The organism is Micromonospora musae (genome assembly GCF_003626545.1).
Classification (GTDB): Bacteria; Actinomycetota; Actinomycetes; order Mycobacteriales; family Micromonosporaceae; genus Micromonospora; species Micromonospora musae.
On record NZ_RAZS01000008.1, the window covers coordinates 246,841 to 269,363 of the forward strand.

15 protein-coding genes and 1 pseudogene are annotated in these 22,523 nt (G+C 69.2%); 11 read left to right on the forward strand and 5 right to left on the reverse strand.

All coding sequences use genetic code 11. The annotated features are described in order from the left end of the window. Positions 1–69: 69 nt before the first annotated feature. Positions 70–4,314 carry a glycosyl hydrolase 115 family protein gene (locus D7147_RS23085; protein WP_158609387.1) on the reverse strand — a complete coding sequence of 1,415 codons (4,245 nt, stop codon included), beginning with the start codon at positions 4,312–4,314 and terminating at the stop codon, positions 70–72. Between the two features lie 10 nt (positions 4,315–4,324). On the opposite strand from D7147_RS23085, the gene D7147_RS23090 reads away from it, so the two are divergent. From D7147_RS23090 to D7147_RS33790, 4 genes and pseudogenes are all read left to right on the forward strand, one after another. Then, positions 4,325–5,293, forward strand: a complete 969-nt coding sequence (locus tag D7147_RS23090) for a LacI family DNA-binding transcriptional regulator (RefSeq protein WP_199716624.1) — start codon at positions 4,325–4,327, stop codon at positions 5,291–5,293. 403 nt (positions 5,294–5,696) lie between these two features. Next, positions 5,697–8,309, forward strand: coding sequence for a M36 family metallopeptidase (locus D7147_RS23095; RefSeq protein WP_233563342.1), 2,613 nt, complete (start codon positions 5,697–5,699; stop codon positions 8,307–8,309). A gap of 165 nt (positions 8,310–8,474) precedes the next feature. Further along, positions 8,475–10,295, forward strand: coding sequence for a CocE/NonD family hydrolase (locus D7147_RS23100; protein ID WP_120681058.1), 1,821 nt, complete (start codon positions 8,475–8,477; stop codon positions 10,293–10,295). Positions 10,296–10,410: 115 nt separating this feature from the next. Continuing rightward, a pseudogene (locus tag D7147_RS33790) lies at positions 10,411–10,629 on the forward strand (IS701 family transposase); the annotation flags it as partial. Positions 10,630–10,665: 36 nt separating this feature from the next. On the opposite strand, the gene uxaC reads toward D7147_RS33790, so the two are convergent. Further along, positions 10,666–12,087 carry a glucuronate isomerase gene (uxaC, locus tag D7147_RS23110; protein ID WP_199734244.1) on the reverse strand — a complete coding sequence of 474 codons (1,422 nt, stop codon included), beginning with the start codon at positions 12,085–12,087 and terminating at the stop codon, positions 10,666–10,668. Positions 12,088–12,266: 179 nt separating this feature from the next. Between uxaC and D7147_RS23115 the strand changes: the two genes are divergently transcribed. The 7 genes from D7147_RS23115 to D7147_RS23145 all read left to right on the forward strand — a co-directional run bounded on the left by D7147_RS23115 (position 12,267) and on the right by D7147_RS23145 (position 20,527). Continuing rightward, complete coding sequence (locus D7147_RS23115; protein WP_120681062.1) at positions 12,267–13,256, forward strand: LacI family DNA-binding transcriptional regulator; 990 nt, start codon at positions 12,267–12,269, stop codon at positions 13,254–13,256. A gap of 71 nt (positions 13,257–13,327) precedes the next feature. After that, a complete protein-coding gene (locus D7147_RS23120; protein ID WP_120681064.1) occupies positions 13,328–14,548 on the forward strand; it encodes an extracellular solute-binding protein in 1,221 nt (406 codons plus the stop codon). Then, positions 14,545–15,684 carry an ABC transporter ATP-binding protein gene (locus tag D7147_RS23125; RefSeq protein ID WP_120681066.1) on the forward strand — a complete coding sequence of 380 codons (1,140 nt, stop codon included), beginning with the start codon at positions 14,545–14,547 and terminating at the stop codon, positions 15,682–15,684. The genes D7147_RS23120 and D7147_RS23125 overlap by 4 nt, the downstream gene beginning before the upstream one ends. Beyond that, a complete protein-coding gene (locus tag D7147_RS23130) occupies positions 15,681–16,595 on the forward strand; it encodes an ABC transporter permease (protein WP_120681068.1) in 915 nt (304 codons plus the stop codon). Before D7147_RS23125 ends, D7147_RS23130 begins: the two co-directional genes overlap by 4 nt. Next, complete coding sequence (locus D7147_RS23135) at positions 16,595–17,458, forward strand: ABC transporter permease (protein ID WP_120681070.1); 864 nt, start codon at positions 16,595–16,597, stop codon at positions 17,456–17,458. The genes D7147_RS23130 and D7147_RS23135 overlap by 1 nt, the downstream gene beginning before the upstream one ends. Positions 17,459–17,540: 82 nt before the next feature. Beyond that, positions 17,541–19,064 (forward strand): UxaA family hydrolase, encoded by a 1,524-nt coding sequence (locus tag D7147_RS23140; protein ID WP_120681072.1) that lies wholly within the window; start codon positions 17,541–17,543, stop codon positions 19,062–19,064. Between the two features lie 5 nt (positions 19,065–19,069). Further along, the gene (locus D7147_RS23145; protein WP_120681155.1) at positions 19,070–20,527 is read left to right on the forward strand and encodes a mannitol dehydrogenase family protein; all 1,458 of its coding nucleotides are present in this window, start codon (positions 19,070–19,072) and stop codon (positions 20,525–20,527) included. A 333-nt stretch (positions 20,528–20,860) separates the two neighbouring features. Here D7147_RS23145 and D7147_RS23150 read toward each other — a convergent pair whose 3' ends face one another. The 3 genes from D7147_RS23150 to D7147_RS33740 all read right to left on the reverse strand — a co-directional run bounded on the left by D7147_RS23150 (position 20,861) and on the right by D7147_RS33740 (position 22,263). Beyond that, positions 20,861–21,154 (reverse strand): DUF7336 domain-containing protein, encoded by a 294-nt coding sequence (locus tag D7147_RS23150; protein WP_120681074.1) that lies wholly within the window; start codon positions 21,152–21,154, stop codon positions 20,861–20,863. A 127-nt stretch (positions 21,155–21,281) separates the two neighbouring features. Then, on the reverse strand, positions 21,282–21,650 hold the full coding sequence (locus D7147_RS23155) for a hypothetical protein (protein ID WP_120681076.1): 369 nt from the start codon (positions 21,648–21,650) through the stop codon (positions 21,282–21,284). Positions 21,651–21,927: 277 nt separating this feature from the next. After that, on the reverse strand, positions 21,928–22,263 hold the full coding sequence (locus D7147_RS33740; protein WP_158609388.1) for a mycothiol transferase: 336 nt from the start codon (positions 22,261–22,263) through the stop codon (positions 21,928–21,930). Positions 22,264–22,523 lie beyond the last annotated feature (260 nt).

Sequence of the window (22,523 nt, forward strand, 5' to 3'; positions counted from 1 at the left end):
GGAAGGTCCGGCCGTTTCGGTTGGTAGGCGGGGCCAGGATCTGGTGGTGCCCTGCTCGATGTCAGAGCGTCATGAGGCGCTCGCTCTCCGGCCGCTGGGGGTCTGGAAGCCGGTGAAGCGGGGTGTGTCGTTCGTGGTCAAGGCGATCTGGTTGAGCAGCAGCCCGGCTTCACGAGGCGCCAGCGTGATCGTGTGCTCACCCGGCTCGAGCGCCAATGCGGCCTCAGCGACGTTCGTGCTGCCGTACCAGGTCTCGAACCCGGTCTCCGGCCCGGACTTGCTCGACTGGTACCTCCACTGCCCGTCGACGAGCACGTGGTAGGAGTCGGCGTCTGGGTTCGGGTTGCTCGAGTTGACGAACAGGTAGTACGTGCCACCGGTCTGGATGTCGACGGTGAATTCGAGCCGCGGTGGTGCTCCTGCCGCCGAGCTCCCGTTGACCTTCTGGGTCGGGCCGGCCCTGAACAGCGCCTCGGCTTGGGCGGCCGAAGTCGCCAGCCATTGCGCCTTCGCGCTGGCGTCGGCCGGCGGGACGACCTGCAGGCCGTTACGAGCCAGCGCCCAGCCGTGCGTCTCGTTGTTGCTGGCGGTCGCGTGGGCGGAGGCACTGTTCTCGAGCGCGTCGGCTGCGTCAAGGATGACCAGGCCGTCCTGTTCCAGGTACGGGCCGACGGGCGCGCCCTCGGCCCTGCCCACCGTGACGGGCGCCACCCAGGTCTCGCCGCCACCGGTGGTGATGGAGACCTCGGCTCTTCCGACCCTGTGCCCGGTGATGCTCAGCTCGCCGTCGGTGATCGTGACTGAGGCGGCGGTCTTGTTGTCCGACTCCGCGGTCGCCACGTCGGTCACACCCTCGACCGTGCTCGTCCGGCCCACCGACGTCTCGATCGCGGGCAGCCGGTGGAGTTCCGGCATCACGCCGGGAAGCCGCGCGACGGTCGCCCTCTGGGGTGCGGCGATGTTGTTCGGGCTCTCGGGCGGGCCGACCAGGCCGTCGCCGACCGCGCCGGCGCGGGTCTCGATGATGAGCCGGTCGAAGAGGATCGCCGCGTCCGAGCGGTAGACCACCAGGTCGTGCCAGCCCGGTGTGGTCACGTCGACGGTGAAGTTCAGGGGTTCGATCTGACGCATGATGTTGAATCCCCAGGTGCTGGTGCTCGTACCGGCGACGGAGTTGCCGCGCAGCAGGCTGGGGGCCTGGTTGTCGAGCCCGACGGCCGTGCGCGCGGTTCGCGGCGTGCCGTCGTCCTCTGTGCCTTCGTTCAGCGTCGGAATCCGGTAGAAGGTCCCGGTGAATTTCCCGGTGGAGGTGAAGTAGACCCGGTATTTCAGGCGGGCGGTCGTCTCGAAGCCGGAGTCGACCCGGGGCGCGATCTCCGGGAAGCTGCCCATCGATGCGCCGCGCTGACCCACGCCCTGAAGGGGGGCCCACCGGGTCCCGTCGGCGCCGGGCACGTTCTCGGAGAAGTGCTCGGCTTCGAGGGTCACGTATCCGTTGGCCTCCAGGTGCGCCGGCTCGGCGACACGGCGCAGATCCACGGCAGCCCGCTTCGCGTCGACGGTGAACGTCGCGACCGGCTGGCCGACCTTGGCGCCGTCGACGGCGTTGAAGACCCGGATCGTCCCCGTCGTGGCGGGGTGGTTTCTGGCGACCGTCACCGTGACTCGTTGCTCTGTCGCGGTCGTGCCCGAGCGCTGGGAGAGGGTGATCCACGGGGCGTCCGCCTCGGCGACCCACTCCTGCCGGTTGGCTACGTCGTCGCGGGAGAACACGTCGAAGAAGCGCTTGTCGTCGGGCGCGGCCGAGTTGAACGTCAGCGTGCCGCGGCCGGGCTCCTTGCTGCCCTCGGCGGCGGCGCCCACCGCGTCGGTCGGGGCGGCGACCCGGGCATACCGGTCGTTGGTGAGCATGACGGCGCCCTCGTTCGGGAAGCCTTCGGGATGGCTGTGGCCGATGGCGTGGTCCCACTTGCCGTGACTGATCGTGTTCCAGTACTCCTCGTCGGTGCGGATGCGCTCGCGGGCCTGTTTCGAGAGCAGCTCGTAGCTTCCCGCGCTGGCGTAGCGACCTTGGGCGGCTGCGAGCTGGTTCTTCCAGTAGTAGCCGATGTGCTCGGCCATGTTGCGGTAGGACCGGACTCGGTGGAGCACCTGCTGGTAGAACGCGGAGCGATAGCGCGGGTCGAGCTTCGCGGAAGCACCCTCGAGAATCCTGACCAGTTCGTTGGACTCGTTGATGTGGCGCTGGAGCTCATCTCCGTCGGAGGTGGCGCTGAACGGGAAGACCTGGCCGTCGTGGATCCTTCCGGAGTTCGCGTTGGACGAGTTGACCTCGCCCCAGAACTCGGCGCGCTTGGTGTTCTCGAGCGTGTCGAACCTTCTCAGCGCGTCGGTGACCACGGCGGCGTTGGTGCCCTTCAGCCGGAAGTCTCGCTGCAGGTGCTCGGTGAGGAACTTGCTTCCGATGTTCGTGTCGTCGTAGCCGTCGACGTCCCATGCGAGCTTGGCGAACAGGTCGAGCTTGATCTCGCCGGGCTTGATGTCCCCGACGTTGAGGATCCAGTAGCGCCCCGCGCCGGAGTTCCAGGCGCGACGCAGCTGCTGCACCATCAGGGACATCGGCGTCGAGTTCAGCCACAGGTAGCTCTTCGGCTCGCCCCAGTAGGAGATGTGGTAGTAGACGCCGTTCCCGCCGGAGCGGGCGGCCTCGGTCCGCGTGGGCACCTGGCGCAGGTAGCCCTGGTTGTCCTCGGCCCACATCAGGGTCACGTCGTCGGGGATGTGGTCCTTCAGACCGGCGTTGTAGAGATCGTTCATCTCCTTGTAGGGGATGAACACCTGCGGCGCAGCGTCGGCGCTGCCGTAGACCTCCGCGATCATTTTGCGCTGCTCGCGAATGACGTCGGCTTCCATCTCGACCTTGTCCTTGAACCCGTACGGGTTACCGGGTGTGAACACCGCGTCGCTGTCGTGCACTCCGCGGATGCCGAGGGCAAGGATGTTCTCGAAGTCGGCGTTGGCGACCACACGCTGGCGCCAGTACTCCAGGATCGCTGGCTTGTTGATCGAATAGTTGAAGGCCGCCACGGCGTCCGAGCCCTTGATGTCGAGCGCGTCCTTGTTGCGGTCGTACCACTGTCGCCACTCGCCCTCGTTGTTGCGCAGCATCAGCTCCGCGTGGGACGAGGATGCGACCACGCCGAACGCTGCCGCCTCGCGGGCGTTGACCGGTGTCCCCGTGTCGTACGTCCCGGTGTCGGTGACTGCGTTGAACGCCGTCGAAGCCAGGTGCATCGCCGGCCACAGCGTGTTCAGCCTCAGCCGCAGCATCAGCTCGTAGACGTGCCGGTAGAAGTTGACATCAGGTGTGCCGTCGCCGGTGGGGAACTTCCGCTTCGCCCACGCGATGGTGCGTTCCTCGTCGTTGATGAAGAACCCGCGGTACTTGACGTCCGGCCCGTCGTCGACCCGGGTCTTGCCCTTGACGTCGATGTGGTCCCGCTGCCTGACCGGCACGTCGCTGTACCAGTACCAAGGCGAGACGCCGATCTCCTCGGAGATCGAGTAGATCCCGTAGATCGTTCCCCGGGCATCACTGCCCGCGATCACCAGTGCCTTGTCGACCCCGGGGATCGGGTTCGTGATGGTCTTGGCCGCATACGCCTCCCACCTGCCCTCGATCCCGGCGGCCTCGTTGAACTTGCCGGCTCCGACGATTTCGTCGATCAGCCGGCTCTCACCGATCTGGCCGACGATGATCGCGGTCTTGCGACCCGGGGCCTTGGTCAGCAGGGCCGGCAGTTTGCTCTGGTCGGCCTTCGCCAACCGCGCTTCCTTGGCCGACTCGTCGTCGACGAACACGCTCTGCACGTCACCGGGATCGACCGCCCCGGTCACCATGGCGACGTCCTGCCGCAGGTCCTGCACCGCGCGGCGCACCTGCGTGTAGTCCCGATCGCCGTGATCGCCGCCGTAGGACGCGTCGATCAGGATCGGAGCGGTCCTCCGACCGTCGAAGATGGTGAAGTCACCCGGCGATGCGTGCGCCGGCGTCACCCCCACCGAGGTCAGGGACGCGGCCAGCACAGCGCCGATCGCGACGGCCGCGGACCACCGCCTGGCCCGACCCGCGAAATCGCGCTGGGCGTGTGGCACACCTCGAGTTCTCTGCCCGGGCTGCGACATCCCTTGCTCCTTCCGTCCGACACGCCATCGACTGGCCGGCACGGTCGCAACGTAGGGATCGCGTGACAATTTCTGCAAGGTGTTGCCAGAATTGCCATTGTCGTGGCTAGATGCGTTCGTGGAGCCCACCATCTTTGACGTGGCGCGAGCTGCCGGCGTGGCCGGGTCGACGGTCTCCCGGGCGTTCAACAAGCCTGGCCGGGTCAACGAAGCGACGCGACAGCGGATAGTCGCTGCGGCCGCACAGCTCGGCTACCAGCACCGACCGCAGAACCGCGCCCTTCCGGGTCAACGCCACCGCACCATCGCCATGGTGCTCTCCGACATCACGAATCCCCACTTCTTCGAGCTGATCCGCGGCGCGGAGCAGCGCGCGAAGGCGTCGGACGTCACGCTGGTGATCGTGAACGCCGAGGAATCCCGGCGTATCGAGGAGAACCAGGTCCGCGACCTGGCCTCCGGCGTGGACGGTTTCGTGCTGGCCTCCAGCCGACTCGACGACGAGGCCCTGCGCGACCTCGCCAAACTGCACCGGATCGTCCTGTTCAACCGAGAGCTGCCCGGGTTGATCAGCGTCACGTTCGACACCGTCGCCGGCTGTCAGCAGATCCTGGAACACCTGGCCTCGCTCGGGCACGAGAGCTTCACCTACTGTGCCGGGCCACCCAGCTCCTGGGTGGGAGCGGCGCGTTGGGCGGCGCTGAGCGTCGGGGCCGAAGCGCACGGTCTGACGGCACACCGGATCGGTCCGTACAACCCGAACGTCGCCAACGGCGGGGCCGCCGCCGACGGAGCACTGCGCACCGGTGTGACGGCGGTCGTGGCTCACAACGACCTCCTGGCGATCGGCATCATCCGACGCCTCGCCCAGCGCGGTGTTCGAGTCCCGGCCGACATCAGCGTGATCGGGTTCGACGACATCTTCGCCGCCGACTTCGTCCATCCCTCGTTGACCACCCTTGCCGGGCCCGGTTCGCACGCTGGTCGGCTCGCGGTAGAGCTCTTGATCGAACAGTTCGCCGCACGATCACCACGCGAGAACGAAGCGATCCGTCTGCCTACCGAGCTGGTGCTTCGCGAGTCGTCCGGACCAGCGCAACAGGTGTAGGAGCCATTGATCGAAGTATTTAACAATTGTTCGATGATCGGCCGTAGGTCAATCCGTAGCGTCGGGGCAACTCAACTCGCACGGACCGATTGCGGAAAGTAATCGCCGGGCGAGCGGCGCGAATCACCGCGGCGGGCCGTCCCCCGGCGGTCGTGAGTAGGCGCTCCACGTTGCCAACCCCCGAGGAGTAGCTGTGCCGCCGAACAAACATCCGTCCCGTGGCCGCCGTCCCGCGGCCTTGTTGTTGTCCACGACTCTTGTTGTTGCTCTGACCTCGCTTCCGACGTCGTCCGCTTCGGCGGCTCCGGAGGAGGGTGCGGCGAGGCCGAATCCGATCTTTCTGACTGGTCCGAACGAGGGGACGCCGGACAGCATCGCGATCGACTATCTGCGGGCGAAACCGGTGCAGTACGGCGTGACCGACGCCGACCTGCGTGATCTGGCGGTGGCGTCCCGCTACACGAGCCGGCACAACGGCGTGACGCATGTGAACCTGGCGCAGCGGTACAAGGACCTGGAGGTCTTCGGTGCCACGGCGACGGTGAACGTCGCTCGTGACGGCAGTGTGATCTTCGTGGGTGACTCGCTGGTGTCGGGTCTGTCGGAGAAGGTGTCCGGGACCGCGTCGCTGGACGCCGTGCAGGCGGTGGAGGCGGCCGCGAAGGGCCTGAAGCTGGCCAAGCCGAAGAATCCGCGGGTGGTGAGCCGGGCCGGTGGTGCGGCGAAGCGGACCGTGGTGTCCGGCAGTGGTATCTCGGAGCAGCCGATCCCGGCGAAGCTGGGGTGGCAGCCGACTGACGAGGGGCTGCGCCTGGCGTGGCAGTTGGTCATTGACGACTCGTCGGCTGCGCACCTGTGGAACGCGGCGGTGGACGCCCGGACCGGTGAACTCCTCAACGCCGACGACTGGACCACCCACGAGCACGTCGACGAGCTGTCCGGCACCCTGAGCCAGGTGGAGGGTCGGACGTTGCCGGCCGGCGCCAGCGGCCTGGGCACCCGCGACCCCGCGCAGGACGGATCGAGCTACCGGGTCTACGGCTACCCGACGGAGAGCCCGAACGACGGGCCGCGCACCCTGGTGACCAACCCGGCGGACGGCACCGCGTCGCCGTACGGCTGGCACGACACCGACGGCGTCCCGGGCGCCGAGCACACCACCACCCAGGGCAACAACGTGCACGCGTACCAGGACCAGGACGTCGACAACGCCGCGGACTTCGGCAGCAGCCCCAACGGCGGGGCCGGTCTGAGCTTCGACTTCCCGCTCGACCTCGCGGGGAACCCGCAGAACTACCGGGACGCGGCGACGGCCAACCTTTTCTACTGGAACAACATCATCCACGACGTCTCCTACCTCTACGGCTTCGACGAGGCGTCGGGCAACTTCCAGGTCAACAACTACGGTCGCGGCGGCGCGGCCGGCGACTACGTGCGCGCCGAGGCCGCGGATGGCAACGGCACGAACAACGCGAACTTCTCGACGCCTCCGGTGGACGGCACGGGTACCCCACGGATGCAGATGTACCTGTGGCCGGGCAACCAGTTCGGCGCTCAGAACCAGGTCGCCGTCAATGGCGTCGGTTCCTTCGACGCGTCGTGGTCGCGGTTCAGCCCGGCGCTTTCGGCGGCCGGCCGGTCCGGCCAGTTCGTGTACGGCGGCACCGGCTGTGCGGCGGACGCGTACCCCGGCACGCTGCCGAGCGGCGACTGGATAGCGGTGGTCGACGGCGGCACCGCCGCCTGCAGCTACCTGCAGCGCACCCAGGTCGCCGAGTCCCTCGGCGCCAAGGCGGCCGTGGTCGCGCACGACGCCGCCGGGGCCGCGCCGGTGCTGACCGGTTCCATGACGACCACGCCGGTCACCATCCCGGCGATCGCCGTGACCCAGGCCGACGGAGCGACCATCAAGGCCGCGATCGCCGCCGGCGACGTCACCGGGTCGGCGCGTAAGCACCCGAACCACCCGGGCATCCGCGACGGCGACCTCGACGCCGGCATCATCATCCACGAGTACGGTCACGGCATCTCCAACCGGCTCACCGGCGGCCCGACGATCAACTGCCTGACCGGCAACGAGCAGATGGGCGAGGGCTGGAGCGACTACTTCGCCGTCACCACCCTGCTCGACCCGAGGCTCGACACGGCCGACGGTCAGCGCGGCCTGGTGCCCTACGTCCTGTTCCAGGAGAACCGGAGCGGTAACGGTCTCCGGCCGCGGCCGTACTCGCGCAACATGGAGGTACAGCCCTTCACATACGACAGCATCAAGACCGGCGGTTGGCTGAACGGCACCTCCCTGGCCGCGCCGCACGGCATCGGTCACGGTTGGGCGTCGGTCCTCTGGGACATGACCTGGGACCTCATCGACAAGCACGGGCTGAACCCGAACGTCTACGACTCCTGGGAGACCGGCGGTAACAACCTCTCCATGCAGCTCGTGATCGACGGGCTGAAGATGCAGGGCTGTGGCCCGGGCTTCGTGACCGGTCGCAACGCCATCATCGCCGCGGACGCGGCGTTGACCGGTGGCGAGAACGCCTGCACGCTGTGGGCGTCGTTCGCCCGCCGCGGTCTGGGTTACAGCGCGGTGCAGGGCACCACGAACCGGGACGACAACACCGAGGCGTTCGACACGCACCCGTCCTGCCGGGGTGACTTCACCGGGCTGGCCGCTCAGCCGGCGCTGAACGAGGTCGACGCGGGTGACGCGGTGCCGCTGCGGTTCAAGCTGGCCGCCAACCGGGGTCTGGACATCCTAGCCAGCAACTCCCCGTACTCCCGGCTGGTGGACTGCGACACCCTCAAGACCGTCAACCCGGACGGGCCGATCACGCCCCGTCCCACGCCGGTCGCGGCGCAGACCCCGGGCGGGTCCAAGATGACCGTCACCGCGAACGGCCGGTACCTGTACCCGTGGAAGACCGACCCCGCCTGGGCCGGCACCTGCCGCGAGTTCGTCCTGACCCTCGACGACGGCTTCCAGCACCGCGCCTACTTCAAGTTCACCAGCTGAGCCACAGCACCGATCGGTAGCGACCGGAGGGAGCGTCCCGGCCAACGGAACGCTCCCTCCGGTCCGTCCAGACCCGACCAACCGCGACCGATGTACGGCTGCGTTGGACGCGGCGACCCGCCGCGTCACCCAGAGTCACCCATTACGGACGACGAGGAGACATCGATGCAGAGACGGACGACGGCGGCGGCGCTCGGCGTGCTGCTGACCGCGAGCGTCTTCACGGGAGGGGTCGCGGCGGCGACCCCCGCGACGGCGGCGGAGGCCCCGCCGGAGGGGATCACCCACGAGGAGAACGACCGGGTCCCGGAGGGCTCGGTTTGGACGCAGCACTACTTCCCGTCGACGGACGGGGTCGAGCTGCACGCCGACGTGCTGCGGCCCGAGGGACTGCCGGCGGGCGCGAAGACGCCCGTCATCCTCGCCGTCGGGCCCTACTTCGGTCACGCCGGGCAGACCGGGCCCGAGGGCTTCACCCGCACCGGGCCGTCGGCACGCTTCAACGACTTCCTCGAGGGCGCCGACCTCTTCGACGAGGGCTTCACGTACGTCATGGTCGACCTGCGCGGGTTCGGCGGGTCCACCGGCTGCCTCGACAACAAGGGCCCGGGCGAGCAGAACGACGTCCGCGCGGCCATCGAGTGGTCGGCCTCGCAGCCGTGGTCGAACGGCAACGTCGGCATGTACGGCAAGTCCTACGATGGCGCCACCGGTCTGATGGGCAACAACCTCAAGATGCCGCAGCTCAAGGCGGTCGTGGCGCAGGAGTCGATCTGGACCGGGTACAACTACCTGTTCTCCAACGGGGTGCCGCGCCCGAACGCCACCGGCACGCCGAACTCCTACAACAACATCGCCACGATGGACCCGCTGGCCGACGACACCTCGCGCTACCAGGCCAACGCGCGGTACGAGGAGTCGCACCCCGAGTGCCTCAGCAAGAACATCGCGGACAACTACGAACCGGACCCGAGCGCCCCCTTCTGGCAGGCGCGTGACATGGCAGCCAAGGCCAAGGGCACGACGACTCCGCTGTTCATCACGGCGGGCTTCATCGAGAACAACACCAAGCCCGAGGAGATGGAGGAGTTCCTCGAGAACCACGTCGGCCCCGAGCGCGGCTGGCTGGGCCAGTGGGACCACGTGCGCGGCAACGACCGCGTGTCCGACGGACGCCTGGCGATGGGCCGCGAGGGTTGGTTCGACGAGGTGATGAGCTTCTACGACCAGTACCTCAAGGGCGAGAAGCCGACGACGACGTACCCCACTTACTCGATCGAGGACAACCTCGGCGAGTGGCGGGCCGAGCCGACCTGGCCGACCCCCGATCGCCGCATCACCGTGGCGCTCGGCAACGGCACCTACGTCGACGACGGCGGCGCCGCGGGCGTGCCGTACGCGTCGTCGCCGTCCACGCTCGCCCTTCCGAAGAGCTACGGGCAGTGGGACATGGAGAGCGCCCCGAGGCTCGAGGGGCTCGGGGCGACGCGCAAGGCGGCCTCGCCGTCGGCGTCGTCCGACGCGGCCTCCGCGGAGCCGGCGTCGAGCTACCTCGTGTGGTCCGACGTCGTGCGGCAGGAGACGCGGCTGACCGCCACGCCGCGCGTCGAGCTCACGGCTCATGCGGCGGGCAACGTCATGGTCAAGGTGTGGGACGTCGCGCCCGACGGCACGGCGGTGATGTTCGACGAGAACGTATCGCTGGTCGAGAAGGGCCGGGTCGGGTTCGACCTCAAGTCGACCGACTGGACGCTGCAGGCCGGGCACCGGCTCGCGGTCGAGATCGGCTCGATCACGACCGGGAGCTGGCGGGACACGCCGTCGGGCGCCACGATCCGCGTGACCGGCGCGGTCCTGCGGCTGGCGACGGAGAACACCGCGGACGACGTGCCGACCGCGGGGGAGCGCTCACCGTTCCTCGACAGCTACATCCGGGCGTACACGCGCACCTTCCCGGAGCCGGGCAAGCCGACATTCCGACTCTGAGCAGCGGTTCAGGATCAGCGCACGCCAGGGCGTGCGCTGATCCTGACACCTCCGGATATCCTCTCGTCAGTGTCAGGAGAGGCTGCCGCGTTGCGGTGGTTGGATCCCTTGCCATCGGATCCCCACCGCCGAGTGGCAGCGGCACAGTTGCGGCCCGGGAGCGAAAGGTCCCCGCGACTACCTGTGGGCGTGGAGCACCACCGCCACCCAGCCCGGTGAGCACCGATGGTTGCTCATCCGCCGCAACCGCAGCACCGGCGAACTGGCCTTCTACCTGTGCTGGTCACCCTGCCCGGTGCCGCTGCATACCCTCGTCCGTGTCGCCGATTCTCGCTGTGTGGCGGGTTTCGCTGCATAGACCCGGACGCCCTCACTCGATCCGTCGGGCGTAGGCCTCTCGGGGAAGGCGGTAGGCCAGGTCGGTTGCCGTTTCGATCGCCTCGTCCTCGGTCAGTCGGTGTTCGAGGACGAGGCGGGCGAGGTAGCCGGCGTCGATGCGTCGGGCGAGGTCGTGCCGGGCTGGGATGGACAGGAACGCTCGGGTGTCGTCGACGAAGCCGCTGGTGTTGTAGAAGCCGGCCGTCTCCGTCACCAGTTCGCGGAAGCGGCGCATCCCGTCGGGGCTGTCCAGGAACCACCACGGCGCACCGAGGCGTACGGCGGGGTAGACGCCGGCGAGTGGGGCGAGTTCTCGGGAGTAGACGGTCTCGTCGACGGTGAAGAGCACCAGCCGGAATCTCGGATCGCGGCCGAAGGCGTTGAGCATCGGCCGCAGCGAACGGGTGAACTCGGCCGCGACCGGGATGTCGAAGCCGAGGTCGGAGCCGAATTCGGCGTGGATTTCGGGATCGTGGTCGCGGAGCACGCCGGGGTGGATCTGCATGACCAGGCCGTCGTCGCAGGACATCCGGGCCATCTCGTAGAGCATGTGGCCGGCGAACGCCTCCGTCGCGTCGGGGCTGACCGTGCCGTGGCGGGCGTCAGTGTAGATCCGTCGGGCGTCGGCGGGGCTGAGCGGCTCGGTAGCGGCGGTGAGGTGGCCGTGGTCGGTGGCTCGGGCACCGGCGGCGACGAACGCTGCGCGCCGCGCGCGCAGGGCTGCGAGGTAGCTGGCGTAGTCGCCGGTGTCCTCGCCGGTCAGCTGCTGGAGGTGTTCGAGCTGGCGGGTCCAACCGGGGTGGCCGACGTGGGTGAGGGCGTCCGGGCGGAAGGTGGGCACTACCCGTTCGCCGAGCCCTGCCTCGCGGAGCCGGGCGTGGTCGTGCAGCGGCGAGGTCGCGGAGTCGGTGGTGGCGATCAGCTCGATGTTGAAGGTGTCGAGCAGGGTACGCGGCCGGAAGCCCGGTTCGGTCAGTCGCGCGTCGATGAGGTCGTAGAGCTCGTCGGCGGTGTCGGGCCCGGGGGTGAGGTCGAGCTTGAGCACCTCGGCGATCTCATGTTCCAGCCAGTAGCGGCTGGGGGTGCCGCGGAACAGGTGCCAGTGGGTGCAGAAGAGTCGCCAGATGGCGCGGGGGTCGGTTTCGGCCACCGTGCCGTCGAGGCGCGGGACGCCGAGCTGGTCGAGGGTGACACCCTGCGAGACGAGCATCCGGGTCACGTAGTGGTCCGGCACGACCAGCAGGTTGGCCGGGTCGGAGAAGCGTTCGTCGTCGGCGAGGACGGCGGCGTCCACGTGCCCGTGCATGCAGAGCAGCGGCAGCTCCCGCGTGGAGTGGTAGATGCGGCGGGCTACGGCGCGGATGTCGTTGTCGGCCGGTAGCGCGCGGTCGGGGTGCAGACGCAGCTGTGCCACCAACTTCTCCTTCGCGGCTTCGATGGAACGGGCCCTGCAAAGGATTGCATCGACGAGTCTCTGTCACAAGGGTGGCTTTACTGCAGCCGGGGAACATTCATACGCGCGAGTATTGACAGGGTTCTGCAATCGGTTTCAAACTTCGGACGTGACGGTTCCACGATCGAGGAGGTGAACCGTTGCGCACGACGATCCGCGAGGTGGCTCGGGAGGCCGGCGTCTCACCGTCCACCGTGTCCCGGGCGCTGTCGATGCCCGGGCTGGTCAACTCGGTGACCCGGGAACGGGTGCTGCGCGCGGCCCAGCGGTTGGGTTACGAACCGAACCGGGCCGCGCGGGGTCTCATCACCGGCAAGACCGGGAACCTGGGGCTGATCGTGCCGGACCTGGCCAATCCGTTCTTTCCCAGCCTGGTGAAGGGCGTGCAGGCCAGGGCCCGGGAGGCGGACTACGCCGTCTTCCTGGCCGACTCCGACGAGGATCCGGCCGCGGAGAGCGATCTGGTGCGGGTCCTCGCCAAGCAGGTCGACGGGCTCATCCTCTGCTCGCCGCGAGGGCGTGAGGAGGACATCCTCACGCTCGCCGCGACCACGACCCTGGTCATGGTCAACCGGCGCTTCGGGCGGGTTCCGTCCGTCGTCTTCGACAACTCGGACGGGATCGGGCAGGCCGTCGCCCATCTGGCGGCGCTCGGGCACAAGCGGGTTGGGTGGGTCGGTGGACCGCGTGCGTCGTGGTCCGACCGCGACCGGATCCGGGCGCTGCGCGCCGCGACCGCCGCGGCCGGGATGGATCTGTACGTGGCGGGTCACTTCCCGCCCCAGTTCGAGGGCGGGGTCGCCGCGGCGGATCTCATCGTCGCCGCCGGTGTCACGTCCGTCATCGCCTACAACGACGTCATGGCGCTGGGCCTGCTCGGCCGGCTGCGAGACCGTGGCTTGCGCGTACCGCAGGACATCAGCGTGATCGGCATCGATGACATTCAGATGTCGTCGATGTCGTCGCCCACGCTCACCACCGTTTCGCTCGCCAAGGAGCAGGCCGGCCGCGCCGCCGTCGACCTGTTGTTGTCGCTGCTGGAGCGGCCCGACGGTGTGCGCAAGCCGCGTCGGGAGCTGCCCACCCAGCTGCTGGTTCGCGGCTCGACCGGGGTCGCGCCGACCGACTGACATTCCGGCCGGAAGGACGCGCCCCCACCCATCACCACCACCGTGACTGACGACCGAGAGAGGGAAGTTTCATGGGCATCACCCGGCGGAGCGCCCTGATCGCCGCAGCATCGTCCCTGCTGACCGTTACCGCCGCCTGCGGCGCCCCGGACACCTCCGGCGGCTCCGGCGGCAACAGCGACGGCGAGGTTCCCGACAAGCCGACCAAGGCCGTGGCGCTGAACATCCTCGACGTCGCGGGCAACCTGCAACTGACCCAGGGAATGATCGACGAGTTCGTGAAGAACAACCCGGACGTCATCTCCAAGGTGACCTACTCCAAGTCGCCCGCCCCGGAGCTGGTCGGCAAGATCAAGGCGCAGCAGAACGCCGACCGGGTGGACATCGGGCTGGTGCTCACCGGCGTGGACGGCCTCGCGGCCGGCATCGACCAGGGGCTGTGGCTCGACGTCCTGCCGAAGTTCCAGAGCCGGCTGACCGGCATGAACAACTATCTTGCGCCGGCGGCCGCCATGCAGAAGCTCGCCGGCAACGCGGGCGTGACGGTCACCTACTACCCGTCCGGGCCGCTGCTGGAGTACCTGCCGGGGACCGTGGCGACCCCGCCGACCAGCGCGGAGCAGCTCCTCGCGTACGCCAAGGCCCACCCCGGCAAGGTCCAGTACGCCCGCCCGTCGAACTCCGGTCCCGGGCGTACGTTCCTGATGGGGCTGCCCTACATCCTCGGCGACAAGGACCCGAAGGACCCGGTGAACGGGTGGGACAAGACGTGGGCCTACCTCAAGGAACTCAACCAGCACGTCGACTACTACCCGTCCGGCACCGCCGAGACGATGAAGAACCTGGCCAACGGGTCGGCGCACGTGATCGCGTCGACGACCGGCTGGGACATCAACCCCCGAGTGCTCGGCACGGTGCCGAAGGAGGCCAAGGTCACCTCGCTTGAGGGGTTCCACTGGGTGACCGACGCACACTACGCGGTGATCCCGAAGGGGGCGTCGACGGACAGCCAGGCCGCGGTGCTGGCTCTGCTGGCGTTCATGCTCACGCCGCAGCAGCAGGCGAAGGCCTACGACGAGGGCTACTTCTACCCGGGCCCGGCGGTGCAGGGTGTGCAGCTGTCGGACGCGCCGCAGAAGAGCCAGGACGCCATCCGGGACTTCGGTCGGCCGGAGTACGACGCGCTGATCGCGAACAACCCGACCGAGGTGCCGCTGGACGCGAAGGCGCTGGTGGCGGCGTTCGACAGGTGGGACCGCGAGATCGGTAGCGGGAAGGTCAAGCAGGGATGACCGCCGGCGCCAAAGCGTTCTCCCAGCTGCGGCTGGAGGGCGTGTCGCGTCGCTTCGGCGGCCATGACGCGCTGCGCGACCTCGACCTGACGATCGAGGCGGGCGAGTTCGTCGCCCTGCTCGGTCCGTCGGGTTGCGGCAAGTCCACCGCCCTGAACTGCCTCGCCGGGCTGCTGCCCCTGACAGCGGGCAGCATCTGGCAGGACGAGCGGCGCATCGACACGCTGCCGCCGGAGCGCCGCGGCTTCGGAATGGTATTCCAGAACTATGCGCTGTTCCCGCACATGTCCGTGCGGGCCAACATCGCGTTCGGGCTGCGGATGCGGCGGCTGCCGAAGGACGAGATCCGCCGCCGCACCGACGAGGCGGTCCGCCTGGTACGCCTCGAGGACCACGCCGGGAAGCTACCCGGCCAGCTCTCCGGCGGCCAGCAGCAGCGGGTGGCGATCGCCCGCGCGGTGGTCCTGGAACCGTCGCTGGTGCTGATGGACGAGCCGCTGAGCAACCTCGACGCGAAGCTGCGCCTGGAGATGCGTACCGAGATCCGCCGGCTGCACCAGTCGTTGGGCCTCACCACGGTCTACGTGACGCACGACCAGGAGGAGGCGCTCTCGCTGGCCGATCGGCTGGTGGTGCTGCGGGAAGGCCGCGTCCAGCAGATCGGTGCCCCGGAGGAGCTGCACACCCGCCCGGCCAACTGGCACGTCGCCGACTTCATGGGCTACCGCAACCTGTGGACGATGCGGGTGCGGGAGACCGTGGACGACACGGTCGCCGTCGAGCTGGACGGCCTGCGGCTCGTTGGCGTCCCGGTCGGCCCGGTCGCGTCGGGCGACGAGGTGATCGTCGCGGTGCGCCCCGAGGACGTCCGGGTCGATCAGGGCGGTGCGACGAGCAACGCGGTGCCGGCGGAGATCGAGGTGGTCGAGTACCAGGGCCGGGAACTGGCGGCGGAGGCGGTCACCGCCGCCGGCTCCCGGGTGCACCTGCGTACCGACCAGCGGGTGGCGCCCGGCGACCGGGTCAGCCTGAGCATCGACCCGCAGCGGCTGCTCGTCTTCCCCGGCGATGCGGCCGCCACCCGGCCCGCCGACCCCGCGGCGGCCGTGGTCGAGGAACCCGGGCTGGTCGGATGAGCGTCACGACCCCCACCCCGGCCGCGCCGCCTCCGGCGCGGGTCCACTGGCAGCACCGCCTCGCCGAGCGCGGCGTCGACCGTCACCTGTGGCTGCTCACCCCGGCGCTGCTCTTCGTCGTGCTGCTCTTCCTCTACCCGTTCTTCTACGGGCTGGGCCTGTCGTTCCAGCCGACCGAGGGCGGCCCGTTCAGCGACTACGCGCGCTTCTTCAGCGACGCATACCAGCGTGACACGATCTGGACCACGCTCGGTTTGGCGCTGCCCGCCGCGCTGCTCAACGTGGTCGCGTCGGTGCCGATCGCGTACCGGATGCGGGGCCGGTTCCGCGGCAAGCGGCTGGTCACGATCCTGCTGGTGGTGCCCATCACCCTCGGCACCGTGCTCACCGCCCAGGGCCTGCTGAACTTCCTCGGCCCGACCGGCTGGTTCAACCGGGTGCTGACCGCGCTGCACCTCACCGACGAGCCGATCCGGCTCGTCCACAACTACTGGGGCGTCTTCTTCTCGCTCATCATCACCGGGTTCCCCTTCGCGTTCCTGCTCGTCCTGTCGTACCTGTCCGGCATCGACCCGACGCTCGAACGGGCCGCGGCGACCCTCGGCGCCGGCTGGTGGCAGCGGTTCCGCATGATCACCCTGCCGCTGCTGATGCCTGGTCTGGCCACCACGTTCTGCCTGACGTTCGTCCTCGCGTTCAGCGTGTTCCCGTCAGCGGTCCTGGTCGGCAACCCGGCAGGGGAGACCCGGGTCATCTCGATCGCCGCCTACCAGGCGGCCTACGAGCAGTACGACTACCCGTACGCCTCGGCGATCGCGATGATCATGGGTTTGATCGAGCTGGTGGTCATCGCGGTGGTGCTGTTCGCCCGGACGCGCTTCTACACCGGTTCCACGGGAGGTAAGGGCTGATGGTCACCACCACCGCGGCAACCGATACCCGGCGACGGATCGTCGCCCGCCCCGCCGCCTGGCTCGTCTGGGGCGCGGTCATCTTCTTCTTCCTCAACCTGCTGGGCGTCGTCGGATCCGTGCTGGTCAGCTCCTTCGGCCAGCGCTGGTTCGACACCTGGTTCCCGGACGGCTACACCACCAAGTGGTACGGCGACGCGTGGACCGAGTTCGCGCTGCTCCAGGTGATCACGGTGACCCTGCAGGTGTCCCTGCTCGTCGTGGGACTGTCGCTGGTGATCGGCGTCCCGGCCGCGTACGTGCTGGCGCGGCGCAGCTTCCCCGGGAAACGCGCCATCTACCTGCTCTTCCTGCTGCCGATCCTGATGCCACCGATCACCTACGGCATCCCGCTGGCGACCGTGCTCTACAAGTTCGGCTTCGCCGGCCACCTCTCCGGCGTGGTGCTGGCGAACCTCGTCCCGTCGGTGCCGTTCGTGATCCTGACCATGACACCGTTCATCGAGCAGATCGACCCGCGGATCGAGAGCGCCGCCCGGATGTGCGGGGCCGGCATGCGGTCGGTGTTCCTGCGGGTGCTGGCGCCCCTGCTGCTGCCGGGGATGCTCGCCTCGGCGATCCTCGTCCTGGTCCGGACCGTCGGCATGTTCGAGCTCACCTTCCTCACCGCCGGCCCGGACTCGCAGACCCTCGTCGTCGCGCTCTACTACTCGATGTCCGCGGCCGGTATCCGCGCCCAGCAGTCGGTGGACGCCATGGCGGTCATGTACACCGCGATGATGCTGGTGCTGCTCGTCATCGCGCTGCGGTACGTCAACCCGACCCAGCTCGTCGCCCGGGTCAAGGAGGAACCGGAGCCGTGACGTCCACCGACGCCCCGGCCATCGTGACCCGCCGGACGGTCGGCGGACGGAACGGCACACCCGTGGGAAGGGAGGCGAACCGATGAGCGTGGTGGTCCTGTACGACAGCGACGACGTCGCGGTGGCGACGACACCGATGACCGCGGGGGAGCCGTTGGCGCTGCCGGGGGCGGTCGGCGTGACGCTTCGCGACGACGTGCCCGCCGGGCACAAGGTCGCCCTGCGCGACCTGCCCGCCGGAACGCCGGTACGCAAGTACGGCCAGGTGATCGGACGGACCCTGACGCAGATCCGCGCGGGTGAGCACGTGCACCTGCACAACCTCGGGATGCCGCAGGACGCCGCCGCCCGCATGACCGGTGGCGAAGGCACAACCGCCGCACCGAGGCTCCCCGCAGACCTGCGCCGCACCTTCCACGGCTACCGCCGCCCCGACGGTCGCGGCGCCACCCGCAACTACGTCGGCGTCCTGACCACCGTCAACTGCTCGGCCACCGTCGCCCGGAAGATCGCCCGGGTCACCGAGGACGACGCGGAAGGCCTCGACGGCGTCGACGGCGTCGTCGCCCTGACCCACGGCACCGGATGCGGGATGGCCGACCGCGGCGAAGGATGGGAGGTGCTGCGCCGCACCCTCGCCGGCTACGCCCGCAACCCGAACATCGGCGGCCTGGTCGTCGTCGGGCTCGGCTGCGAGGTGAACGCAGTGACCGGGCTCATGGCCGACCTCGGCGTGGCCGACCACGTGCCGGTGTCGTCGTACACCATCCAGGAACTGGGTGGCACATCCGCCGCGGTGAACCGCGGCGTCGAACTGGTCCGGGGCATGATGCGGGACCTCGCCGGCGCGACCCGCACCGAGTTGGGCGTCGAGGAGCTCGTGCTCGGCCTGCAGTGCGGCGGGTCCGACGGCTGGTCCGGACTGACCGCGAACCCGGCCCTCGGCGTCGCCTCGGACCTGCTGGTGGCGGCCGGCGCGACCTCCGTGCTCGGCGAGACCCCGGAGATCTACGGCGCCGAACACCTGCTCGCCGCGCGGGCGACCAGCCCGGAGACGGCCGAGGCGTTGCTGGAGCGGATCCGCTGGTGGGAGGAGTACACCGGACGGCAGGGCACCACGATGGACGCCAACCCGTCCCCGGGCAACAAGGCGGGCGGCATCACCACCATCCTGGAGAAGTCGCTGGGCGCGGTGGCGAAAGCCGGCCGCAGCCCGCTCGCCGCGGTACGCCACTACGCGCAGCCGATCCCGCGGCCCGGGCTGGTCTTCATGGACACCCCCGGCTACGACCCCGTCTCCGTGACCGGGATGGTCGCCGGCGGGGCGAACCTCATCTGCTTCACCACCGGTCGCGGCTCGGTCTTCGGCAGCCGCCCGGTCCCGACCGTCAAGCTCGGCACGAACGCCGAGCTGGCCAACCGGATGGCCGCCGACATCGACCTGGACTGCTCCCCGGTCGTCGAGCAGGGCGTCCCCCTCGACGAGATGGGCCGGCAGGTCTACGACCTGCTGCTGGACGTGGCGTCCGGCCGCCGCAGCGCGAGCGAGGAACTCGGCCTCGGCGGCGAGGAGATCGTCCCGTGGCAGCTCGGGGCCGTACTGTGAGCGAGATGCCGCGGCTGCGCCCCGACGCACTGCACCGGCTCGGCCGCAGCACAACGTTCATCCCGCCGCTGGTGGATCCGCGCGCGCTGCGGGTCGGCATCGTGCACCTCGGCATCGGCGCGTTCCACCGAGCACACCAGGCCGTCTACACCGAGCTGGCCGCGGCGGCCACCGGCCGCGACGACTGGGGCATCGCCGGGGTCACCCAGCGGTCGCCGTCCGTACGCGACCAGCTGACCCCGCAGGACGGCCTCTACACGGTGCTGGAGCGAGGCCCCGGCGCGGAGCCGGTGCGCGTCGTCGGCAGCGTCCGCGAGGTGCTGCACGGGGCGGGCGATCCGGCAGCGGTCGTCGACCGGATCGCCGACCCCGCCGTACGCCTCGTCACGCTCACCGTGACCGAGAAGGGCTACCGCCGCGACCGCACCGGCCGGCTCGACCGGTCGGACCCGGAGGTGGCCGCCGACCTCGCGGGACGGCCCCCGCGGACCGTCGTCGGGCAGCTCGTCCGCGGGTTGCAGCGACGCGCGGCCGGCGTCGCCGGACCGGTCACCGTGCTCTCCTGCGACAACCTCGTCGGCAACGGCGAGGTCCTGCACGGCCTGGTGCACGACTTCCTGGACGCGTTGCCGGACCCCGAGGCGGGATCGGTCGCCGACTGGATCGCCGCCTCGGTGCGTTTCCCGTCCTGCATGGTCGACCGGATCGTGCCGGCCACCACCGACGACGACCGCGCGAACGTCCGGACGGTGCTGGGGCTGGACGACCGGGGCGTCGTGGTGGCCGAACCGTTCCGCCAGTGGGTCATCGAGGACGACTTCGCCGCCGACCGGCCCGCCTGGGACCTCGCCGGCGCGGTGTTCACCGACGACGTCGCCGCCTGGGAGTCGGTGAAGCTGCGCATGCTCAACGCCACCCATTCGCTGCTCGCCTACCTGGGGGCCCTACGCGGCCACGACACGATCGCGGCCGCCCTCGCCGACGACGAACTCGCCACCGCTGCTGAGGCGCTGATGGTCGAGGACGTGGCGCCGACCCTGCGCGTGCCCGACGGCCTGGACCTGGCCGGCTACCGGCGGCAGGTGCTGCAGCGGTTCGCCAACCCGGCGCTGCCGCACCGGACCGTGCAGGTCGCCATGGACGGGTCACAGAAGCTGCCGGTCCGGCTGCTCGGCACCGTCCGGGACCGCCTGGCCGCCGGGGCGATCCCGCAGCAGGCCGCACTCGCGGTCGCCGCCTGGATGGCGTACGTCGCGAAGGGCCGCGACGCCCACGGCCGGGAGCTTCCGCTCGACGACCCGCTGGCCGACCGGCTCCAGGTGGCGGCGGCCGCCGGTGCGGGCGATGCGAAGCGGCTGGTCGACTCGCTGCTGCAGGTCGAGGAGATCTTCGGTACGGACCTGCCCGAGCACGACGGGTTCCGGGGCGTCCTGATCGACCACGTTGCCCGGCTCACCGCCTGAGACGTGCTGCCGGCCGCGGGATCAAGCTGCCTGCATCCGTCTACCTGGCAAAACGTCGCCCGAGCAGCTGATATGTCTCTCGACATCTCCCAATGCCGGTGGTCGCGGTCCGGCCTCTATAGGCCCTGCCCCTGCATACACAGCTTTCCGTGGCGGCGACGGGCGCTGCAGCGACCCACCCCGCACTGTCGGCTTAGGAATTGCACGAGATCGGCTGTGAGTGGGTTCTCTACGACTGCTCGACGGGCCTCCACGTGGCCTGATTTGGCCTGAGGTGACACCGCTGTGTGGCCCGTGGATGGCCCGGCTCGTCCACCGCGAGGAACCTGTCGTTCAGTCGGCCTGACCGTCATCGGGAAAGGAAACGAAGCCGTCGTTCCAGTGGTCCTCGTCGAGGCTGTAGCGGTTGATGTAGAAGCAGTCGGGCTCGTCGCGGAAGCCAGGCAGCTTCCTAGCTCGCTGTATCCGCTCCTCCGCTCGTGCCTCCGACGAGTACACCCCCAGCACTTTGAGGTCGTCACCGTCTTCCTCGTCCCAGACCAGCTCGCCGGCTTCGTCTCGGTGCGTTGTTGGCCGCCCGTCGAGCCACCGGGCGTGGCGGACGTGACCGAGCAGGAAGACCTCCATGCAGCCGGACGCTACCCGCTACCACTCTGCCTGGTGGCGGTGGCGTGATCGATTCTGGGGCACGGCGAGCCACCCGAGGGATGAACGGTTGACCTACTCATTTCACGGTGGTCGTGGCCGCCGATGCCTAAGACATCCGTAGTGCGCGGGCCACCTTCCGCTGCACCACCCGCAACAACTTGATCGTCTCCTCGTCAGAAAGGCCAGTGGTGATCGACCAGTCAGAGCCAGAACCCACCACGTCACTCGCGAAGACGATCTCAGTGGAGAACAACAGCTTTCGCCACTGCGACCTCGACAACGGCTCCCCCCGGTCCAGTGCCTCTCTCAGCCTGCGACCCTCGCCGTGGTAGAGGTCCACCTGATCCCGGAAGCCCATAGCTCGGGCGAGATCATCCGTGGAATGCGCGGGTCCACCCCACTCGGCCAGACCTCGCCTGAGAAGGAACCGCTCGTCCGAAGTGAGATCGACCGCTACGACGTCAGAGGCGCTCATGCGCGAGATTGTCACCCAGACCCCTGCGGACTTACCCCGCACCGGCGCCGAGCAGCCTGGCCCCGCACCATGGCCCGGCACCACGCAGGATGGAACCTAGACCAACCGTCACATGTGCTGGGACGGATTCGTCAAGCATGTGATGGGACTAGACACGGCGTTCAATCGACGTCTGGACGCAGCATCTGAAGCGTGTCCACCGCCGCCTGATGCGCGACAGTTCTCCGCCGACTGATCTGCGACACCTCTGCGCGCTGATCACGGTAGAAGGGGGGGTTTAGAAGGTGAAGTCCTCAGGCGCGCCTTCGCCCACGCGACCATCCACCGCCTCGCGCAGGATGTCCGCGTGGCCCGTGTGCCGTGCGTACTCTTCAATCATGTCCAAGAGCATGGCGCGGACGCTCGGCGTGCGACCGTCCGGCCAGGTGAAGGACACCGGCGCCAGACCCGCGTATTCGGCGAGGTGATCAGGGCTGACGAAGGTCGACAGATCCCCGACCGCGACGATGAATTCTGCCGCCACCAGTGCCCTCCTGCCAGGCAGGCTGCGGATGATGCCGGGCTGCGGTTGATCACTGAACGCGGCCTCGATCGCCTTGTCGGTGTCCCGCATCCGGCGATGCAGTCGCCGTAGGTGGCTGGCCAGCTCACCGGCGAGGGGAGCGGCACATAGATTTGGCAGCCGACCTCGCCGGCAGCCAGCCTGTCTGATTGCAGAACCTGCGTGACGGTGCGCCGTGCGCTGTCGGAGTTTGCCGTGACGGAGCAGGGGAATCGCGTGGTGCTGGAAGTCCGGGCGGTGCGTCGACGACGGAGGTCGCCCGAACCGTTGGGGACGCCTCGGCTGCCGTCTCGGCCATGGATCGCTGGTGG